This window comes from Arthrobacter sp. FW306-05-C (genome assembly GCF_021801725.1).
Lineage (GTDB): Bacteria > Actinomycetota > Actinomycetes > Actinomycetales > Micrococcaceae > Arthrobacter.
The window spans coordinates 3296536-3315911 of the sequence record NZ_CP084556.1; the positions used below are offsets into that span (position 1 = coordinate 3296536).

At 65.4% G+C, this 19376-nt stretch carries 16 protein-coding genes; 7 read left to right on the plus strand and 9 right to left on the minus strand.

Features of this window, described 5'->3' with window-relative positions; translation table 11 throughout:
• Positions 1-3 precede the first annotated feature (3 nt).
• The 3 genes from LFT44_RS15310 to LFT44_RS15320 are packed head-to-tail and all read left to right on the plus strand — an operon-like array spanning position 4 to position 1985.
• On the plus strand, positions 4-330 hold the full coding sequence (locus LFT44_RS15310) for an ArsR/SmtB family transcription factor (protein ID WP_236799259.1): 327 nt from the start codon (positions 4-6) through the stop codon (positions 328-330).
• The gene (locus LFT44_RS15315; RefSeq protein WP_236799260.1) at positions 327-1064 is read left to right on the plus strand and encodes a cation diffusion facilitator family transporter; all 738 of its coding nucleotides are present in this window, start codon (positions 327-329) and stop codon (positions 1062-1064) included. The genes LFT44_RS15310 and LFT44_RS15315 overlap by 4 nt, the downstream gene beginning before the upstream one ends.
• Positions 1065-1067: 3 nt before the next feature.
• On the plus strand, positions 1068-1985 hold the full coding sequence (locus LFT44_RS15320; protein WP_236799261.1) for a cation diffusion facilitator family transporter: 918 nt from the start codon (positions 1068-1070) through the stop codon (positions 1983-1985).
• A 33-nt stretch (positions 1986-2018) separates the two neighbouring features.
• On the opposite strand, the gene LFT44_RS15325 is transcribed toward LFT44_RS15320, so the two are convergent.
• Complete coding sequence (locus LFT44_RS15325) at positions 2019-3197, minus strand: acyltransferase family protein (protein ID WP_236799262.1); 1179 nt, start codon at positions 3195-3197, stop codon at positions 2019-2021.
• 145 nt (positions 3198-3342) lie between these two features.
• On the opposite strand from LFT44_RS15325, the gene LFT44_RS15330 reads away from it, so the two are divergent.
• Positions 3343-4080 carry a GAF and ANTAR domain-containing protein gene (locus LFT44_RS15330; protein ID WP_236799263.1) on the plus strand — a complete coding sequence of 246 codons (738 nt, stop codon included), beginning with the start codon at positions 3343-3345 and terminating at the stop codon, positions 4078-4080.
• 232 nt (positions 4081-4312) lie between these two features.
• Here LFT44_RS15330 and LFT44_RS15335 read toward each other — a convergent pair whose 3' ends face one another.
• Together LFT44_RS15335 and LFT44_RS15340 are read right to left on the minus strand one after the other, a co-directional pair.
• On the minus strand, positions 4313-5281 hold the full coding sequence (locus LFT44_RS15335) for an IS481 family transposase (protein WP_236799264.1): 969 nt from the start codon (positions 5279-5281) through the stop codon (positions 4313-4315).
• A 325-nt stretch (positions 5282-5606) separates the two neighbouring features.
• Positions 5607-7319: a phospholipase C gene (locus LFT44_RS15340; protein ID WP_236799265.1), complete on the minus strand. Its 1713-nt coding sequence runs from the start codon at positions 7317-7319 to the stop codon at positions 5607-5609.
• 237 nt (positions 7320-7556) lie between these two features.
• Here LFT44_RS15340 and LFT44_RS15345 point away from each other — a divergent pair, with 237 nt between their 5' ends.
• Complete coding sequence (locus tag LFT44_RS15345) at positions 7557-7973, plus strand: VOC family protein (protein WP_236799266.1); 417 nt, start codon at positions 7557-7559, stop codon at positions 7971-7973.
• Between the two features lie 47 nt (positions 7974-8020).
• Here the strand turns inward: LFT44_RS15345 and LFT44_RS15350 are convergent, their stop codons facing one another.
• The 3 genes from LFT44_RS15350 to LFT44_RS15360 form a co-directional block, all read right to left on the minus strand.
• Positions 8021-9478: an FAD-dependent monooxygenase gene (locus tag LFT44_RS15350; RefSeq protein WP_236799268.1), complete on the minus strand. Its 1458-nt coding sequence runs from the start codon at positions 9476-9478 to the stop codon at positions 8021-8023.
• A gap of 121 nt (positions 9479-9599) precedes the next feature.
• Entirely contained in the window at positions 9600-12377 is a 2778-nt protein-coding gene (locus LFT44_RS15355; RefSeq protein WP_236799269.1) for a S8 family peptidase, read from the minus strand.
• Positions 12378-12535: 158 nt separating this feature from the next.
• Complete coding sequence (locus LFT44_RS15360) at positions 12536-12715, minus strand: hypothetical protein (protein WP_236799271.1); 180 nt, start codon at positions 12713-12715, stop codon at positions 12536-12538.
• A 656-nt stretch (positions 12716-13371) separates the two neighbouring features.
• Here LFT44_RS15360 and LFT44_RS15365 point away from each other — a divergent pair.
• Both LFT44_RS15365 and LFT44_RS15370 read left to right on the plus strand, forming a co-directional pair.
• Positions 13372-14226: a hypothetical protein gene (locus LFT44_RS15365; protein ID WP_236799272.1), complete on the plus strand. Its 855-nt coding sequence runs from the start codon at positions 13372-13374 to the stop codon at positions 14224-14226.
• 377 nt (positions 14227-14603) lie between these two features.
• Positions 14604-15362 (plus strand): peptide ABC transporter substrate-binding protein, encoded by a 759-nt coding sequence (locus tag LFT44_RS15370; protein ID WP_236799274.1) that lies wholly within the window; start codon positions 14604-14606, stop codon positions 15360-15362.
• Positions 15363-15455: 93 nt separating this feature from the next.
• On the opposite strand, the gene LFT44_RS15375 is transcribed toward LFT44_RS15370, so the two are convergent.
• Genes LFT44_RS15375 through pdhA form a run of 3 tightly spaced genes read right to left on the minus strand, consistent with a single transcriptional unit; the run spans position 15456 to position 19338 of the window.
• The gene (locus LFT44_RS15375; protein WP_236799276.1) at positions 15456-16988 is read right to left on the minus strand and encodes a dihydrolipoamide acetyltransferase family protein; all 1533 of its coding nucleotides are present in this window, start codon (positions 16986-16988) and stop codon (positions 15456-15458) included.
• 2 nt (positions 16989-16990) lie between these two features.
• A complete protein-coding gene (locus LFT44_RS15380) occupies positions 16991-18112 on the minus strand; it encodes an alpha-ketoacid dehydrogenase subunit beta (protein ID WP_236799278.1) in 1122 nt (373 codons plus the stop codon).
• Positions 18109-19338, minus strand: a complete 1230-nt coding sequence (gene pdhA, locus LFT44_RS15385; protein ID WP_236799279.1) for a pyruvate dehydrogenase (acetyl-transferring) E1 component subunit alpha — start codon at positions 19336-19338, stop codon at positions 18109-18111. Before pdhA ends, LFT44_RS15380 begins: the two co-directional genes overlap by 4 nt.
• Positions 19339-19376: the final 38 nt, after the last annotated feature.

A 19376-nucleotide genomic window follows, 5' to 3' on the forward strand; every position in this document is an offset into this window, starting at 1 on the left:
GACATGCAGACCCTCACCCACGCTCCGGTGCTGGCCCGGTTCGGTTATGCGGTATCGGATCCCACCCGCGCCCGCGTGCTGCTGGCCCTTGCGGAGGGTCCGTCATATCCGTCGGACCTGGCGGACAGCCTTGCCGTATCCCGGCAAAGCATGTCCAACCACCTGACCTGCCTGCGCGGCTGCGGCCTGGTGGTTGCGGTTCCGGACGGGCGGCGGAGCCGGTATGAGCTGGCGGATGCGCGGATCGGACATGCCATCAAGGACCTGCTGAGCGTAGTCCTGGCGGTGGATCCTGCCTGCTGCGCACCCGACGGGGAGTGCCTGGCATGACCGCCCCCAACGTGGCCGGCACCCAGCGGCGGCGGGTCCTGAGCCGTCGGATCAGGCTCTTCGCGGCGGCCACCATCACGTACAACATCATCGAGGCCATCGTGGCGCTGTGGGCCGGCGGCACAGCTGATTCAGCTGCGCTGATCGGCTTTGGCCTGGACTCCGTGATCGAAGTAGCCTCCGCGCTGGCGCTGTCCTGGCAGTTCTCAGCCAAGGACCCAGAGCGGCGCGAGCACCTGACGCTGCGGATCATTGCCGTGTCGTTCTTCGCCCTGGCCGCGTTCGTGGCCGTGGACTCCATCCGCTCCCTGGCCGGCGCCGGGGAAGCGCAGCACTCCCTGCCGGGCATTGTGATTGCCGCGCTTAGCCTGTTCATCATGCCCGTCCTGTCCTGGGGTCAGCGCCGGGCCGGGCGGGAGCTCGGGTCCAGGACGGCCGTGGCGGACTCCAAGCAGACGCTGTTGTGCACCTATCTTTCCGCCGTGCTCCTGGTGGGCCTGGTCCTGAACAGCACACTGGGCTGGTGGTGGGCCGACGCCGGCGCAGCACTGGTCATCGCGGGCATTGCCGTCCGTGAAGGCATCAACGCCTGGCGTGGGGACGCGTGCTGCACTGTTCCGCACGCGGCGGAAGCCGCCGACGAACAGGACGGCTGCTGCCCGGGCTGCGCCAGCCCTGATTCAACATCAGTCGGCCTGCAGCCGCTTGGCCTGCCGACCATCGGGAAGGGCTGACCCGTGGGCCACGACCACAGCCACGACGTGGCCGATCCCCAAAGCCAGCGCGGCAAGCTGCTGCTGGTTTTCGCCATCACGTTCACGGTGATGGTTGCCGAGATCGTGGGCACGGTCCTCACCGGCAGCCTGGCCTTGCTGGCCGACGCCGGGCACATGTTCACCGACTCCGCCGGGCTGCTCATTGCCGTGATTGCGGCGTCGCTGGCCCTGAAGCCGCCAACCTTCAAGCGCACCTGGGGCTACAAGCGCGCCGAGATCCTCGCCGCGGCCGGGCAGGCTGCCCTGCTGCTGGGGGTGGGCGGCTTCGTGATCGTGGAGGGCATCCGCCGCCTGTTCGAACCGCCGGAGGTGGGTGGTTCACTGATGCTGTGGTTCGGTGTGACCGGCCTGGCCGGCAACGCCGTGGGGCTGCTGGTGCTCGCCTCCGGCCGCCACCACAGCTTCAACATGAAGGCTGCGTTCCTCGAGGTGCTCAATGATGCCCTCGGTTCCGTTGCCGTGATCGTCGCCGCGCTGGTCATTGCCCTGACTGGATGGACCCGGGCTGACGCCGTCGTATCCCTTCTCATCGGCGTGCTGATCATCCCGCGGACGCTGAAGCTGCTGCGGGACACGGTGAATGTGCTGATGGAAAGCACTCCCCCGGGCCTGGACCTGGCCGAGGTCCGCCGGCACATCCTGGCGCTGCCCCATGTCATCGACGTCCACGACCTGCACGCCTCCCTGGTGGCCTCCGGTGTGCCGGTCCTGTCCGCACATGTCACCGTGCAGGACGGGTGCATGCGTGACGGTCATTCGGCCACCATCCTGGCGGATCTGCAGCGCTGCGTGGCCCAGGACTTCGACGTCAGCGTGGAGCACTCCACCTTCCAGATCGAACCCGCCGCGCACCGCGACCAGGAAAGCATCCCGCACTGATTTCCAGAACCGGCGTTTGGTCGGCCGAACGGTTCAGCCTGCCGACGCGGAAACGGGCGTCTTGGACGGCTCCGTCGTGGAAGGCACGACGGCGGGTTCGAGCCTTTTGTTCGCCCAGCGGCGCAGCGGGCGCTCAACCCAGCGGAAGGACGCGAAGGCCAGCAGCACGGTGAGTGCCGCGGTCAGGACGATCCGGAGCGGCAGTTCCGGGATCAGCGGCATCAGCAGCAGGTAGACCGGAAGGTGCCAGAGGTACATGCCGTAGGACATGTCGCGGCCGGGGCGGGCAAGCCAGGGGTGGCTGAGGATGCGTGACAGGAAGCCGGCCGGCTGGAGGACCAGGGAACCGATCAGCACCGCGGACAGCAGTGCGAGCGCGGCGGGCCCGGCCGTCCAGAACACGTTGAACCAGGTGCCGGGGGTGTCCGGTTCCTTCAGCAGGAACAGTGCGGCCACAAGGGCGACGCCGGCCAGGGGCGCGGCCCAGCGGGATGCCGACAGCAGCCCTGCATGCAGCCGCGAGCCGTGGCGCACGGCGGTGAACAGCAGGGCCAGGGCGCAGCCAATCAGCAGTTCGTCAGCCCGGGTATCCGGACCGTTGTAGATGCGGTCCAGCGGTTCGCCGGCGTTGACCAGCAGGAACCGGTTCAGTACGAAGGCGGCCGCCAGGGCCACGGTGGCGACGGCTGCGCTGCGGACCTTCAAGAACCGGAGCATCACCAGCAGGAGCAGCGGCCACACCAGGTAGAACTGTTCCTCAACGGCCAGGGTCCAGGTGGGGCCAAGCGTTTCACCGGCGATGGAGTCACCGAACATGCCGAAGTGGGCCAGGTTCATCACGTAGGCGGCGGCCGGAAGGACAAAGCCCGCCTGCCCGCCCCAGCCTGAGGCAGGGAACAGGAAGCCGCCGGCGAGGATCACCGCGCAGAGCACCAGCAGTGCCGGCCAGAGCCGGGCCAGGCGCTTGCCGTAGAAGATGCCGAGATGGAGACGACCGGTGGCGAGCCGTTCCTTCATGATCAGCAGCGTGATGACGAAGCCGCTGAGCGTGAAGAACACGTCCACCCCGATGGACCCGCCGGGCGTCGCCTCCGTGGCGGTATGGAAGAAGAAAACGCCGGCGACGGCGACGGTCCGGAGGCCGTCCAAGGCATGCTTGCGTCCGGCGATGATGCCCGTTTCGGGCGCCGCCGGGCGATCTGGCGCTGACATCAATCCACTGCTCAACCTCAAAACCACTAAGCAAGCATATATAACGTTTCCATAACTGGACTGACAGGAGGCTGGGAGAACGCTGACTTCCGGTCTGGACATATCGCCCCTTGTGGCTGCCAGCCCACACTTCTAGGGTGAACTCATGGTTGAGCAGGACATGGTGGATGACCTCGAAGGGCTTGTGGATCTTGTCGCTGGGATGGAGGACATCAAATCCGTGCTGGACGGTCTCACCGGACTTGCTGCGGCCAGCATGAGCGGCACCCTTGGAGTGCCCGTTGAGTGCGCCGTGACACTGCACCGGCGAAAGCGAACGGCCACCATAGGCGGAAGCAGCGGCCGGGCGACGGTAATTGACCGCATTGAACAAAGCCTGGGTGACGGCCCCTGCATCGAGGCCCTGGAAAGCGCCGCCCCCGTTCTCCTGGGTGACGTGGCGTCGGACCCGCGGTGGCCGGAGTATCGCAGCGCGTTGTCCGCCGCAGGCATGGGCGGATCGCTGGGCATCCCGATGAATTTGGAGGACGATGCCGGTGCGGTCCTTGATTACTTCGCTCCCGCCAGTGGGCTCTTCGATGAGCAGGCCGTGGCGGACGGGGTGCGGTTCGCCGACATGGCAGGCAAGGCGCTCCGCCTGGCCGTCCGGATCGCGGCGGCTGACCAGCGTGCCGAGAACCTCAGGGCGGCAATGGATACGAGGACCGTGATCGACCTGGCCTGCGGGATCATCATGGCGGAGAACAAGTGCAGCAAGGACAGGGCTTTCGAGATCCTTCGCAGCGCCTCCAATACCCGGAACCAAAAGCTCAATGATCTGGCCGAGTCCCTCGTGAACCGCTATGCACCGCCGGAGGAAGCCAAGGCGCACTTCGAGGATTAAGTCCCCCAAAAACCAGACCGGGAGCCAGCGACGCTGCTGGCTCCCGGAGGGTACGACGCGAATGTGGCCCACCCCCGAAACTGGATTTCCCTGGGCCACACCCGCGCCAGCTTGCGGGGGTTGCGTCACAGGGGGTGCGGTCTGCCAAGGCCCCGGCATGAACAGGCGGGCGCGGCATCGTTGGTTCCTGAGACGGCAACAGAGGGGACCGTCTGCCTGACCTGGTCCCAGCCTAGCTGTATTGACCTGAGAGGTTGGTGACGCGGCTGGCCGGTGGCTGACCGTTGAGTGAGGTGTGGCCTCGATGATGATTGTAATGATGGAGCCAGTCGGCGAAAGCGGCAACACGCTCGGCCTCGGAGGCGTAGGGACGGGCGTAGGCCCATTCGTCGAGCATGGTGCGGTTGTAGCGCTCGACTTTGCCGTTTGTCTGAGGCCTGTAGGGGCGGGTGCGTTTGTGCTTGATGTCCGGGCCCAGAGCGTCTTTGAATGCGTAGGAGCGGTAGCAGGATCCGTTATCGGTCAGGACCCGTTTGACAGTGATCCCGTGGGACTCGAAGTAGGCATTGGCGCGTTCCCAGAATCCGGCCGCAGTGTCCTTTTTCTCATCGGTCAGGATCTCCGTGTAGGCGAGCCTGGAGTGATCATCGACGGCGTTGTGCAAGAAGGCGTGACCCGGTCTCCGGTTCGCCGCGGTACCGGTCTTGTTCCGGTTTCCGGCGGCCCTGCCGACACTGCGGTGTCCGCCGCCGTCAGGGATCCGTCCAAGTTTCTTGATGTCGACGTGGACCAGGTCCCCGGGGCTGTGGTGCTCGTACCGGCGAATCACCCGGCCCGTGGCCCGGTCCATCCACGCCAGCCTCGCCAGCCCAAACCGGGACAGCACCCGGTGCACCGTGGAGGGGTGAATGCCCAGCAGATAGCCGATCCGTGCCGGGCCCCAGCGCCGGTTGACTCTGATCGCGACGATCCGCCGCTCCCGCCGCGTGGAGGTCCGACGCGGGGAGTTGATGGGCCGGCTGGAACGATCACCCGTCCCGTGCTCCCCGTGCTCCCGGTAACGGGCCGCCCACCGCGCTGCGGTCGTCACCGACACCTGGAACCGCTCAGCAGCACGGCGCAGCGGCCACCCGTCATCGACGATGCACCGGGCCAGCCGGAGCCGTCCCTTCGGCGTCAGAAGCGCGTTAGCATGGGACATTGAAGACCTCCTTGTGGATCGGACTCTTAGACAAGCCCCACTCCACTTGGAGGTCTTCTTTTTGTCACCTAACCACGCCGCATGTTCCTAACCTCCGTGGTCGATACACCTAGCGCTCCCCAGTGCCCGGACATAGGGACTAAATCCCCAATAATTTCCCCCAATTAATGATTCTGTCGCGTGCGGCCCCTTGACTACCTGACACAACAAGATTTCGCCCTCTCAGTGCCCTTCACCAGCAGCTGCACCGTCGGCTCGGGCATCACAGGAGACACTGAAGAGCCCGGCGCCCCAGGAGGGGCGCCGGGCTCGGCGGGTACGCTTTTTACTGCGGACCGCAGCCCTTGCCGGACGTGTCGCTGCCCTTACTGGAATGGGTAATGGACGCGACGGCGCCGGTCTGCTCATCGAGCATCACCTTGTCGTTCCGCGAGTGGTGGAAGTTGAACATGCCGCTAATCGATCCCGCCACGGCGTCGGCTGAAGAGTCGCCGATCTGCCCGGTGCTCCAGTTGTCTTCGATGAAGCGCAGGACCGAGGCCTGGTCGGTCTGGGTGTGGTCCACGAAGTTCTTCTTCGCGTACGGGGAAATGACCACCAGCGGCTGCCGCGGGCCCGGGCCGCAGCGGTCGGTGTAGCCGCCGGCCATGGGCACTCCTACGGCCGCGGCACTTTGGCACCAGCCGGCGTCGTCTGTGGTGTTGGAGGAATTCTTCACCTGTGCGGCCACGTGGTCGTACCAGCCGTCGGAGTCGTCATAGGCGATCACGACGGCGGTGTCCTCCCAGTTCCTGGACTGCTGGATCTGGTTGACGGTTTTGGTGATGAAGTTCTGCTCGTCCACTGGGTCCGAGTAGGCGGCATGGCCGTCCTGGTACATCCCCGCCTTGAGGAAGGACACAGCGGGCATGTTGTCTGTGTTGACCACCTTTTCGAAATCGGTCAGGTCGTACTGGTGGTTGGCCTGGCCGTTGTGGCCGATCTCCTCATCTGCGGCGGGGGCCAGGTGATGGGGGTTGGCCGTGGAGGAGTAGTACTGGAACGGCTGGTGGTGCGGGGAGTAGTCCACCACGGAGGCGCTGGCGGCATTGGCGTGGCTGGACAGGCAGGAGGCCGGTGTGGTCGCTGTCGCCGGGGTGGTGGGTGTGAACCCGCCCTGGAACCAGCCCCATGAGGTGCCCTTGGCGTTGAGCAGGTCCCCGATATTGGTGCCGCTCATGCCAGCGAGGTTGTTGCTCTTGACATGGCTGTTGTTGGAGCAGTCGTCGTAGACAGGGTCGGGGTCGTTGATGACGGTGCCCACTCCGTTCGCATCGGGCTGGCGGACGGTGCTGCTGCCGGCTGCCGGCGTGGCCACGGGCGCTCCAGCGGCGGTGTACTCCTTGGCGCCATGGGTTTGGCCGGAAACCAGGTTGAGGGCGCCGGGGGTGGACGGACCGAAGACCGTGCTGAAGTGGTTGTCGCTCATGGCGTAGTTCTGGGCGTAGTTCCAGGTGCCGGTGACGGTGTTGCCGTCGTAGTAGTCCATAGTCAGGCCGGGGCGGCCGTACTGGTTGGTGCCGCAGGCGTCGCGGCTGGTGAACTGGACAAACTGGTCCATTGCCCCGCCGTTGTAGGCCTTTTGCTCGGCGGTGTAGCCGTGGTCCTGGTCGCACGTGACGGCCTGCATCGGCGAGAGCCGGGGAGGCTGGACCGAGTTTGGGTTGTTGGGTGCCAGCAGGCCCGCCTTGGCCAAGGTATTGATGTCCTTGGGCGTGTCCCCCGCCGCGGTGAATGCGGACGCCGGGGTACCTGTGCCCTGCTGGGTTTCACCTGCTATGTTCGCCGCCTTGGGGTAGGTGGCGAAGTAGTGGTCGAAGGAGACGTTCTCCTGGAAGATCACCACAACGTGCTTGATAGGAGTAGCTGTGCTGCCGTCACCATCGGCGGCGGCGGGGCCGGCGAAGCCTGCGGTCAGGGTGCAGGCTGCAAGTGCCGCCGCGCCCGTGGCGGCGGCCATCCGCTTCCTGCTGATTCGTTGTCCTTGGGACGAACTCATTGGGGGAGCCTCTCAAATTGGTAATAGCCGGGGCCCCCCAAGCTACTTTCGCGCAATTAACCCCTCCCGCCTTGCGGATGAACGCCTGTTCACCTTCCGGTCACGCGCCATCTGCCTGGCGCTGCCGGCCCGGGCTCTCGGTCATCCCCACCCTGCGGACGGGACCCCTTCTCGGCATTCCCCGGCGCTGTTAGCATGGCCGTGCTGACAACGATGTCCGTCCATGAAGGAGCCCAAATGCCCACGCGCCTCAACCCCTACCTGAGCTTCCGCAGCAACGCACGGGAAGCCATGGAATTCTACAAAGACGTCTTCGGCGGCGAGCTGAACGTGAGCACGTTCGCAGATTTTCATGCAAGCCAGGATCCCGCTGAGGACAACCTGGTGATGCATGCACAGCTTGACGGCCCATCGGGGCTGACCTTGATGGCATCGGACACTCCGGCCCGCATGGACTACAACCCCGGGAACACCTTCAGTGTGTCCCTCAGCGGTGACGATGAAGCCGAGCTGCGGGGCTACTGGGACAAGCTGTCCGAGGGCGGCACCGTGACAATGCCGCTGGAGAAGGCCATCTGGGGCGACGCCTTCGGCATGTGCACCGACAAGTTCGGCATCCAGTGGCTGGTCAACATCGCGGGCCCCAAGGAGTAGCTGCCGGATCCAGTAACTGCAGCACCCTTGGCGGCCCAAACAACCTCTCAGCAGCCAACGCCACTGCGACCAAACCAGGTGGCAAGCGCCTCAGGGAGCCCCTCCACTGAGCCTTCACCCACCCAGGCGACGTAACCGTCGGGCCGGACCAGGACCGCCGTGGGTGCATCCACCGCGCCCAGCACGGGAAGCTGCCACGCGCCGTCGCAAATTGCCCTGACATGCTGCACCCGGCCCGCCCATGCGCCCGGCTCCAGCACCGGGCCGCTGAATTCAAGAAGCACCGGCCGGCCCTGGTGCAGGAACTGGTACACCCGGCCTGGACCTTGGGCAGTTGTGATGTCCAGGTCGGGCATGCGGCGGCCAAGCAGCGGATGGCCGGGCCCCAGGTCGTAGGCGACGTCGAGTCCGCTGACCAGGGCTGCGATCGGGGCGCCGGCATCATCGACGCGGAGCACCTCGTCCAGCAGGTCGCGCAGGGCCTCCTGCCGGGGATCGGCCTTCTGGAACAGGGACTGGGCCATCGTGTACTTGAGTGACCGGGCCCCGGCAGGATGGCGCTCCGCATGGTAGGTGTCCAGCAGCTCCTCGCCTGAGATCCCCAGCACCACCTGCCCCAGCTTCCAGCCAAGGTTGACCGCGTCCTGCAGCCCCAGCCCGATGCCCAGGCCACCTGTAGGTGAGTGGACATGCGCCGCGTCTCCGGCGAGCAGCACCCTGCCCTTCCGGTAGGCCACTGCCTGCCGGGTGGCGTCGGTAAAGCGCGAGAGCCAGATGGGGCTGTGCACACCGAAGTCCGTGCCAAACACATCGATGAGAGCCTTCTTCAAGTCGGCCAGGGTTGGCTCGGTGGCCGGGCCCAGCGCGGCCTCGGTGACCACCACCCGGACCACGCCGTCCCCCATCGGGTACAGTCCATGAATGCCCCGGGCGTCCACTTTCCCCTGCTGGCCGGGCTCCCCCGCCACCTTCACCTCAGCGATCAGGCTGCTCCGGGTCGCATCCGCACCCACCAACGGGATGCCGGCCGAACGCCGCACCACGCTGCGCCCACCGTCGGTGCCCACGACATACCTGCCGCGCACCGGCCCCTCGCCTGCGAGCTCTACGTCTGCGCCGGCGTCGTCCGCTGAAACACCGGTCACCTCCATGCCGCGACGGATCTGCACACCCAGCTCCTCCACCCACTCAAGCAGCAGCCGCTCAATGTGGTTTTGAAACAGAGCCAGCGTGTAGGGGTGGCGCGTGGGCAAGCCGGTCAGGTCCAGCTGGGTGCTGCCGAAGGCGGCGGTCTGAAGCGTCTTGCCCTCGGCGAGGAACCGGCCGGCGATGCCGCGCTGGTCCAGCAGCTCGATGGTGCGTGAATGGATGCCGCCGCCACGCGAGCCGGCCAACTCCTGGGACTGTCGCCGCTCCAGGACAAGGGCGTCCACCCCCGCCAGCCGCAGCTCGCCCGCAAGCATCAGCCCCGTGGGGCCGCTCCCCACTATTACTACGTCGTGCATACCCAACCGTCCCCTTCCTTTTCGACCGCCAGTATGCGGCGCGACGGGGGCCTTGCGGCAAGGCCCCCGTCGCGCGGTACTTTGGAAATGGAAGGAACGGTCTGCGGCGGAACGCCGGCTGTCAGCCGGGCAGGAAGTACCCCGAGACGTCCGCTACCAGGTGCGTACTCCCCGAAGACCGGTTGAAGAGGCTGACTTTGCCATACCAACCAATGGGCACTGTGACGGAGTTGGCAATGATCTGCCCGGTCGAAAAGTTGACACTGGAGACGTCCGGCCGGAACTTCCCGGTGGGATACGCGGTGATGTAGCCGAAGGAGTTTGCCTGGGCCACCGTCAGGTTGAACACCACGGCGGTTGCCCCTGCAGGAATCCCGTGCTCCCCTGTCACCTGGAACGCCGCATCCTTGTCCGGTTCGGCCGGGTAACCCTGGCGGGTGTCCAGGAAACGCGTGGGGACCATGGGCTGGAAGGTGCCGCCTGCCGTCGGCTTCCCAGCCAGGTAATAGCCGGAAACGTCGGCCACCAGATGCGTGGCACCGCTGGAGCGGTTGTAGAACACCACTTTGCCGTCGGCCCCCACGGGGACAGTGACGGAGTTGGGGATGATCTGGCCCCCCTTGAAGTTGATGTTGGAGGCATCCGGCCGGGCCGCTCCCGAGGGATAGGCGGTGACGTAGCCAAAGGATTTCGCCTCGGCCACCGTCAGGTTCATCACCACAGCGGATACGTTGGCGGGGAGGCCGTTCCTGCCGGCCACCTGGACCGAGGTGGTGCTGTCGGGCGCCACCGCAGAGCTGGTCCGGGTGTCCAGGAACCGGGCCGGTGCAATCGGCTGGAAGGCACCGCCCGCCGTCGGCGTTCCGTCGAGGTAGTACCCGGAAACGTCAGCCAGCAGGTGCGTGGTGCCCGATGACCTGTTGAACAGCGTCACCTTCCCATCAGCGCCCACCGGAACCGTCACCGAGTTGGCCACGATCTGGCCGGTATCGAAGTTGAGGTTGGATGCGTCTGGGCGGGCTGAGCCCGATGCATAAGCAGTGACGAAGCCGAAGGACCGGGCTTCGGCCACTGTCAGGTTGAACACCACTGCCGAGACTTTGGCCGGAATTCCGGACTGGCCGGCCACTTGGAAGGAGACTGTGCCGTCCGCCGGAACCGGAGACCATTGGCGCGTGTCCAACGCGCGGAAGGGGGTGACGGTAATAAGCGAACCGGGAACGGGTGCAGTGGTGGTGGCGAACGTGTAAACCCACTGTGAGGTGGCTCCGGCCGCCATGGTGTAGCCGGGCAGTGCCCGGGCCGAGACTGTCACGGTGCCGGAACCTGCGCGCACGCCTGGCGGGACCACGTTTCCATCCCGAAGGTACTCCACGCCCTGCTGCGTGGGGATGGTGAAGGTGTCCTGGGCGGTGCCGTCCTTGTCCGTGAACGTCACCGCTGCGGGGATGACAGTGTTGGCGGGCAGGTCGGCGGAGGTGAAAGCAAGGGCCTTTGCAGCATCTGCCAATCCGGCGCCGCAGCCTTCGGGGCAGGCAATGGGCAGTGGGCGTGCAGTGGCTTTGAGCCGCTTCTCCACCATCTCCGGGGTGAAGGTGCTGCCAATTTCGGACATCATCATCGCGGCGATGGCGGACACGTGTGGAGCCGCCATGGAAGTTCCCTGCAGGAATTCGTACGCCTCACCCTCCGGTGCCGTGGACCCGAAGTTGGAGGTAGACAGGATTCCCGAGGTGTTGTCGACGTCAAGGTCACCGCCGGGAGCGGTGATGTCGACGGCGGCTCCGTAGTTTGAGTAGTTGGCGCGGGCACCGTTGCGTCCCGCTGCGGCCACGCTGATGACGTTTTGGCAGTTTGCCGGGCTCATATCTGCTGCGGGGCGGTTCGCGTTTCCTGCCGCCACCACCACTGCGGTGCCGGCGTTGTAGGCGAAGTTGATGGCATCCTGCTCGATGGCGGAGCACGTGCCTATGCCGCCGAGGCTGAGGTTGACCACTTGCGCCCGGTTAGGGTTCGCGGGAACACCGGGGACGGTTCCGCCGGCGGCCCAAATGATGGAGTCCGCTACATCGGAGGAGTAGCCGCCACAGGAGCCAAGGGCCCGCACGGGGAGGATCTTTGCCTCAGGAGCAGCGCCCGTGATGCCGTCATTGTTGTTGCCGGCCGCTGCAATGGTCCCTGCCACATGGGTCCCGTGCCATGAGGAGATGGACGCCGGGGTTCCGGCGCCGCACTCATCCGCGCCCATCCAGTCGCCCTCATCCTGCGGGTTGGGATCGCGCCCGTCACCGTCGCGCGCCCAGTCCGCGTTGGACATCATGTCGTAACCAGGCAGGACTTTGGCATTCAGTTCCGAGTGGCTGGTGATGCCACTGTCCACCACGGCCACCACGGCACCTGTACCGCGGTTCACGTCCCAGGCGCCAGGAGCCCGGATGCCGGAGGCGTCTTCCCACAGGCCCCATTGCGCAGTGTAGCCGGGGTCATTGGGGGCTACCGCTGTCGCCTGCACAACGACGTCGGGTTCGGCGGACTGGATAGTGGGATCTGCCCTGAGCGCAGCCAGGAAAGCCGTGGCGTCCGCGGCAGGGAGGGCCTTGCTGGTCTTGATGACCTGCGCTCCCGTGGCGGCGGACCTGACGTTTCGGGCGGAGATGCCGACTTTTCCGGCCGCTAACCTGGCGGCTTCTGCCGTGGCTGTCGCCTCGGAGGCGATCCCCCGTCCCCCCTTGATCCGCACGATGAACTGATCCGTGGGGACAGCGGCAGGGGTTGACCGCGGCGGTGCGTCCCGAATGGGCAGTTCGTCTGCGTGTGCGGGGAGGGCCATCAGCGCGGCATTAGCCACGACGGCGGCCAGCACGGTTGCGGCGGCAGCCAAGGGCCGGAAATGGAACATGGGCGGGCATCCTCAGGGACGAGCGCCAACCCCAGGACGGCTCAGCGCGGACAGCCGGGAATCACCAGCTGACCCCCGCCCCGATTCTAGCCACAAGAAGCCAGCAGCAGGACCCCCAAAAGCGCTATAAAGCCAAATCCTTGGAAAAACCTTTGCTGCTATTGGATCAGGTAATGGCGCTCGTCAGCATTTGCGGCAGGTTTGGGAAAGACTGCACGGGACAGCGCCCTGACCCCGATTGCCGGAAGCAGAACTGCAGCGGCAGTGATGGACAGGGCAGTCCAGCCCAGGTTTTCGAGCGGACCGAGCTTGGGAGCCTGCAAAGCTGAAGTTGGCAAAGTTCTGACCCTTTTGTGAGACCGGGGAGGCATGTTCCTGCGGGGCGTGTTTCCGGAAGGAACGCCGGGCAGGCCCTCCCAGGTGTCCGCCCAAGCAACAGGAATTATCCTCACAAGGTTACGGCATGGGCCCCATTGGAAGGTTAAAACCGCCAACCGGAGCAAAACCCCCTAATCTCCCGTAATCAACATTTTCAGGACCTTTGCTGTGGCGGCAGGACCTGAGCAAGGGGCAATATCGACAGTGTCGGACAGTCGACTCTGCCCGGCACTGATTGTCGTTATCTGCGTGCCCCTAAAGCTTGACGCGGGGGCGGCCCAGGCTGTCCCTTAAAGTTCCTGCCTGGGCGACCGGGAGGATGGATCGCATGGACCGAAAGCGGCAGTGGAGGTGCCTCCGCAACAGACCGTCCGCGCGTGACCTGCCTGGCCGACGGACGCCAGTGCCGCGGCGGCTGCTCGCTGTTGTGCTCGCAGCATGCCTTCTCCTGGCAGGATGCATACCGTCGCCACCCCCGGATAGAGCGGCTCCCTCCACAACTTCGGGACCTCCCGGTAAACAGTCGAAGCAGATCCACGGGGGTTTTCTTTTCGGTGTGGGATCACAGGCCTATGGCGCCCTGGACAAGCCAATCGTCAAGGAAGTGCCAGTCAACATGATTACCAGTTGGTACAACTACCGGACCGACATGGCGTTCTTCGACAAATTCCGCACCTCCGTGACACCGCAGATCTACGCCGCAGGGAAAGCCATGCATCTGGTCATCTGGGATGGATACACAACCGATACTTGGGGACCGAAAGGGTGGCCGGACGCCGGCATGGTGCAGACAAAGTACGGGAAGGTCTGCGGCGCCAGCTACCCCTTGTCACGGGAATTCCAGGCCGACATGGTGCGGTTGGCAAAGAACACGGGCGGCCCAGCAGACGGCCCGCCGCTGTACGTTTCCATGTTCACCGAATTTCAGACCTACCCGTGCCACGAGGACGGGAATTACTGGGACACGGGCCAGAACTACTACAGAGCCTTGAAGGATGCCTACCGCGAGGCCAAAGACACCTTCCATAAATACGCCCCCAATTCAAAGGTTGCGCTGACCTGGGGCGGCTGGGCTGCCAACTTCGATGACCCGGCAAGGGGCGGTGGAAGGTCAATGCTTCCGTTCTTCAAGGACGTCATGGATGGATCGGACTTCCAGTCGTTCCAGGCAATGGGCAACAGCGGGAACGTGGAGCAGTCCACGTGGATGGTGAAAGCACTCCACGGCTACGGCAACGGCTTTTCACTGCTGGCACACTACAAACCCGACAATAACTCCCTGGCTGTCTATGATGCCGACATGGCCGGTTTCTTCAACGACGTCAAAATGGCGGAACTGAAGGTAAACGGGCTGTTTGGGTTCAGCTTCATGGAGCAGGACATGCTCATGTCCAGCGGATCCCGGTATGAGCAGGCGAAGGCCGCGATCAGCAAGTACCAGGTGCCTGCCCCGCCCTGGCCGTTGACGTGAGTTCATCCAGGCACTCCGAGGTCGAGGCTAAAGTTCTGCTAATAAATCAAGATGATGAACTAGCCAGCCTGACGATACCGGTGATGCGATGGTGTCCTTTGAGCGTGAACACTGTACTGCTCCTTTCATGCGATGCCACCCCGCGGGGGACGGCTGGGTTTCCTGACCGTTTTCCGTTCAGGCTTTCGCCGGTTCGGCGAGGAATTTGTCGAATGACCGGTGGTGTGATCGGTCCTGCGAAAGAGCTCCGGGTTCCGGTGCTTTGATGTCTCAAGAATCCCCCAGGAGGCTTAATCGATCCTTAAGCTCTTCCGGGCCCGCCAACGCCACTCAAGACCTATAAAAGTGACTTTCAAACCCGGAATGCTGCCAGGCCGGTGGCCGTCAACGCAGCCCTGGTAATTCCGCCCTATAACGCAAACTTCCAGGGCGAAGCGGGGAAGCTGCGCCGCCGGGCGTTATCCCACGCCATCAACCGGGAAGAGATCACCCGGGTGATCTTCAACGGCACACGCACGCCCGCCACAGAATTCACTTCGCCGGTACTGGACGGCTACTCGGATTCGATTCCCGGTAATGATGTCTTGAAGTTCGACGCGGACAAGGCCAAGAAACTGTGGGAGCAGGCAGAAGCCCTAAAGCCGTACGACGCCGGCAAGCCCCTCATTTTCACAACGAACACTGACGGCGGCAACAAGGAGTGGGTCGATGCCGTCGCTAAAGGCATGGAAAACAATCTGGGCATCAAGACTGCGGTCCAGGCGCTTCCCAGATTCGCGGATCTTCTGAACCTGCGCGTGTCGCAGTCCCTCCCCGGCCTGACCAGCACCGCCTGGCAAGGCGACTATCCCTCGTTGTACAACTTCTTGGGCCTTGAATGGAGTACAGGGGCATCTGCGAATCTTGAAAACTTCTCCTACCCCGAGTTCGATGGGTTGCTCGAAGAAGGCCTGCGGTCAATTGACCCGGCACAGGCCAATGCAAAGTTCAACCAGGCGCAGGAAGTGCTTTTCAGGGAACTGCCCGCGTTGCCGCTTTGGTACAACAACCAGCCTCTGGTGTGGAGCAACAGCGTCCTGGCAGCCGAGACCGGCTGGAACGGCGTCATCCTCTACTACAACGTCAGGGCCAAGTAACGGCGACCGCCTGAAGAAGTACGACGGCGGCACGCGCCACCGTCGTACTTCTTACCCATATTTATACGCGTCGAGCGGGGCCAGCGGCGCGGCTCAGATGTCCGCCAGCAGCGAGGTGGGGTTTTCCATCGCGTCTGCCACGAAGCGGAGGAAGCCGCCGGCCGTGCCGCCGTCGCAGACCCGGTGGTCGAACGTCAGCGTGAGTTCGGTGACTTTGCGGACGGCCAGCTCTCCGTTGACCACCCACGGCCTGTCGATGATCCGGCCCACGCCCAGGATGCCCACCTCGGGGTGGTTGATGATGGCCGCGGAACCGTCAACGCCGAACACCCCGTAGTTGTTCAGGGTGAACGTGCCGCTGCCCAGCTCGGTCGGCGTCGCCTTGCCGTCTCGCGCAACCTGGGTGAGCCGGCGGATCTCTGCGTCGAGTTCGCGGGCGCTGAGCTTTTCGGCACCGCGGACGGAAGGCACCACCAGGCCGCGGTCGGTCTGGGCCGCGAAGCCCAGGTTGATGCCGTCGAACGACACGATTTCCTGCGACCCGTCCTCAGCCGTCTCGATCCGCGTGTTCAGTTCCGGGTACTTCTTCAGCCCCGCGGTGACGAACCGGGCGATGAACGCCAGCAGGCCGGGAACCTCGGTGCCGTTGGCCTTCAGCCCCGCCCGGAGCTCCAGAAGGGCCGTGGCGTCAACGTCCACCCACACGGTCGCCTCCGGGATCTCCGAGCGGCTGCGGACCATGTTGCTGGCCACGGCCTTCCGGACACCCCGGACCGGCGTGCGTGCAGAAATGGGAAGTCCGGTACGGGAGTCGGTGGCCGAGCCCGCCGAGGATTCGGCCGGCTGAGCAGACGGACGCTCCGGCGCCTCCACCGCCTTGGCCTCAGGTTCAGCCACAGGCGCTTCGGTCCGCATCGCAGCCTCCACGTCGCGGCGCATGATCAGCCCGCTCTCGCCGGAACCGGAAAGCTCTCCCAAGTCCACGCCGTGCTCGCGCGCCATCCGGCGGACCAACGGCGAGATGACGGCGCCAAGCTTGCCCGGCACCCGGGTCCGCAGGAGGGTGAGCTCGTCTTCCTTGGACAACTCCGCGGCAGGGGCCTCGGTCCGTTCAGCCACCGCCACAGAAGACTTCCGCGCACGGGTCCGCCGGGCAACACCATGACCGCCTGGAGTGCCGTACCCAATCAGCACATTCCCGGACCCGGCCTTCTCCTCTTCCCGGTAGGTCTCGGCTGCCGCCTCCGACGCAGCCGACGCGGATGATGCCGCCCCGGGAGTGGCATCGGGCCTTCCTGTGCCGGACGACATGCTGCTTGCAGCATGGTCGTCCGGCGAAGGGGCGGGGGCGGCATCATCCGCGTCGTTCCCAACACCGACGGAGAGCGGCATAACAGAGATGAGCGGCTTCCCCACGTCCAGTGTCTCCCCCGGCTGCCCGTGCAGTTCGGTGACGATCCCGGCGTAGGGGGACGGCACCTCCACCGCGGACTTGGCGGTCTCCACCTCGGCGATGGGCTGGTCAACGGCAATCTCGTCGCCCACGGCCACGTGCCAGGACACGAGCTCGGCTTCAGTGAGGCCCTCACCCAGGTCGGGCAACAAAAACACGCGTGGTTCGCTCATGGTCAGTTCTCCCACTGAAGGTCGTCAACGGCGTCGAGGATGCGGTCCACGCCGGGCAGGTAGTACTTTTCGAGTTTGGGCGCCGGGTACGGGATGTCGAATCCGGTCACGCGGCGGATGGGCGCGGCCAGGTAATGGAAGCAGCGCTCCTGCACCCGGGCCACGATCTCGGAGGACACGGATGCGAAGCCGTGCGCCTCGGCGATCACCACCGCCCGGCCGGTCTTCCGGACAGACTCGCACACCGTCTCGTCGTCGAACGGCACGATGGTCCGCACGTCAATGACCTCCAGCGAGCGCCCCTCCAGGGCAGCGGCCTCGGCGGCAGCCAAAGCGGTGGGCACGGACGGACCGTAGGCAATCAGCGTCGCGTCCGTGCCGGGACGCGCGACGGCGGCACGCCCCTCAGAGCCAAGTCCCGCCGTCGTACCTTCCCCGCGGGAGTCGTGGAGCCGGCGCAGCTCGCCCAAGTCCACCGAGTCCTTGGTCCAGTACATCTTCTTGGGCTCCATGAAGACCACCGGATCGTCGGAGTCGATGGCTTCGCGGAGCATGCGGTAGCCGTCCGCCACTGTGGCCGGGGTGTAGACCTTCAGGCCGGCCGTGTGGGCGTAGTAGGACTCGGAGGAGTCACAGTGGTGCTCCACTCCCCCGATGCCGCCGCCGTACGGGATGCGGATGACCATGGGCAGTTTCACCATTCCGCGCGTGCGGTTGTGCATCTTGGCCACGTGGCTGACGATCTGTTCGAAGGCCGGGTAAGCGAACGCGTCGAACTGCATTTCGATGACCGGCCGCATGCCGTTGATCGCCATGCCCACGGCCATGCCCACGATGCCGGACTCGGCCAGCGGGGTGTCGAAGCAGCGCTGCTCGCCGAACGTGGCGGTGAGCCCGTCGGTGATGCGGAAGACGCCGCCCAGGAGCCCTACGTCCTCGCCGAAGACCAGCACGGAGGAGTCTGCCTGCATGGCGTCGGCCAGGGCGGTGTTCAGTGCCTTGGCCATGGTGACCGGCTGCGGGCCGGCGGCTTCGGCGGACGCAGCAGCGGAAGCGGCGGCCCGGGCGGTGGCGGCGGAAACGTTGCCGTTGGCCTCGGACGAGGTGGTGATGGTGGGGCTCACTTGCCGGCCTCCTTCGAATCAGTTGCTGCTGCATCCCTGGCCAGCTCGTCGGCAAGCATGGCGGACTGTTCCTTCAGCTGCGGGGTCTGCCGGTCAAAGACGTGGCGGAAGAGTTCCTGCGGGTCCACGGGAACGTCCTCGCTGAGGCCTTCGCGCAGCTGTGCGGCAACCGCCTCGGCGTGCTCGCGGATCCGGGCCTCGCCGTCGTCATCCAGCAGCCCCCGGTCCGTCAGGTAGGTGCGCATCCGGTTGACGGGGTCCTTGGCCCGCCACTCCGCAACTTCGCTGTTTTCCCGGTAGCGGGTGTCGTCGTCGGCGTTCGTGTGGGCCTGCATGCGGTAGGTGTTGGCCTCCACCAGCAGCGGTCCGGAGCCTTCGCGGGCGAGCTTGACGGCTCGGTCCAAGACGGCGAGAAGAGCGACGACGTCGTTCCCGTCCACGCGTTCGCCGGCCATGCCATAGCCCACAGCCTTGTGCGCGAGCGACGGTGCCACGGACTGGTGCGCCAGCGGCACTGAGATGGCGTACTTGTTGTTCTGCACGAAGAAGATGACGGGCAGGTGGAAGACGGCGGCGAAGTTCAGGGCTTCGTGGAAGTCGCCTTCGCTGGTGGCACCGTCGCCGCACATGGCCAGCACCACAGTGTCCTCGCCGCGGAGCTTCGCGGCGTGGGCCACCCCAACGGCGTGCAGCAGCTGGGTGGTCAGCGGCGTGCACTGGATGCCCACCTTGTATTTGAGGGGGTCGTACCCGCCGTGCCAGTCGCCGCGGAAGATGGTCATCACCTGCACGGGGTCCACACCGCGGGTCATCACGGCGACGGCGTCCCGGTAGGTGGGGAACATCCAGTCACCGTCGGAGAGGCACAGGGCGGCGGCCACCTGGCAGGCTTCCTGCCCATGGCTGGAGGGGTAGACGGCCATGCGGCCCTGCCGGACCAGGGCGGAGTTCTGGTCGTTGACGCGGCGCCCGACGACGAGGCGTTCGTACGCTTCGAGCAGTTCCTTGTCGCCGGGCACGGGGTATTCGTGGCCGGGCTGGGTGCCCTGCTCGCCTTCGGGCTTGAGCCGGCCGTCCGGGTCCACCATCTGGATCTGGTGCCGGGCGGGGAGCATGTAGTCCTCCACCGTGATGCCGAACTTCTTTACAGCCTCGTTCAGCGCGTTTTCCGGCGCTTCCTGCGGGCTGGCGGTGTCCGGCACGGTGTGGTCTGCGGAGATCGTCATTGGTCCGTCCTTCGGTAGCCACTATTCGCTCCCAGTAT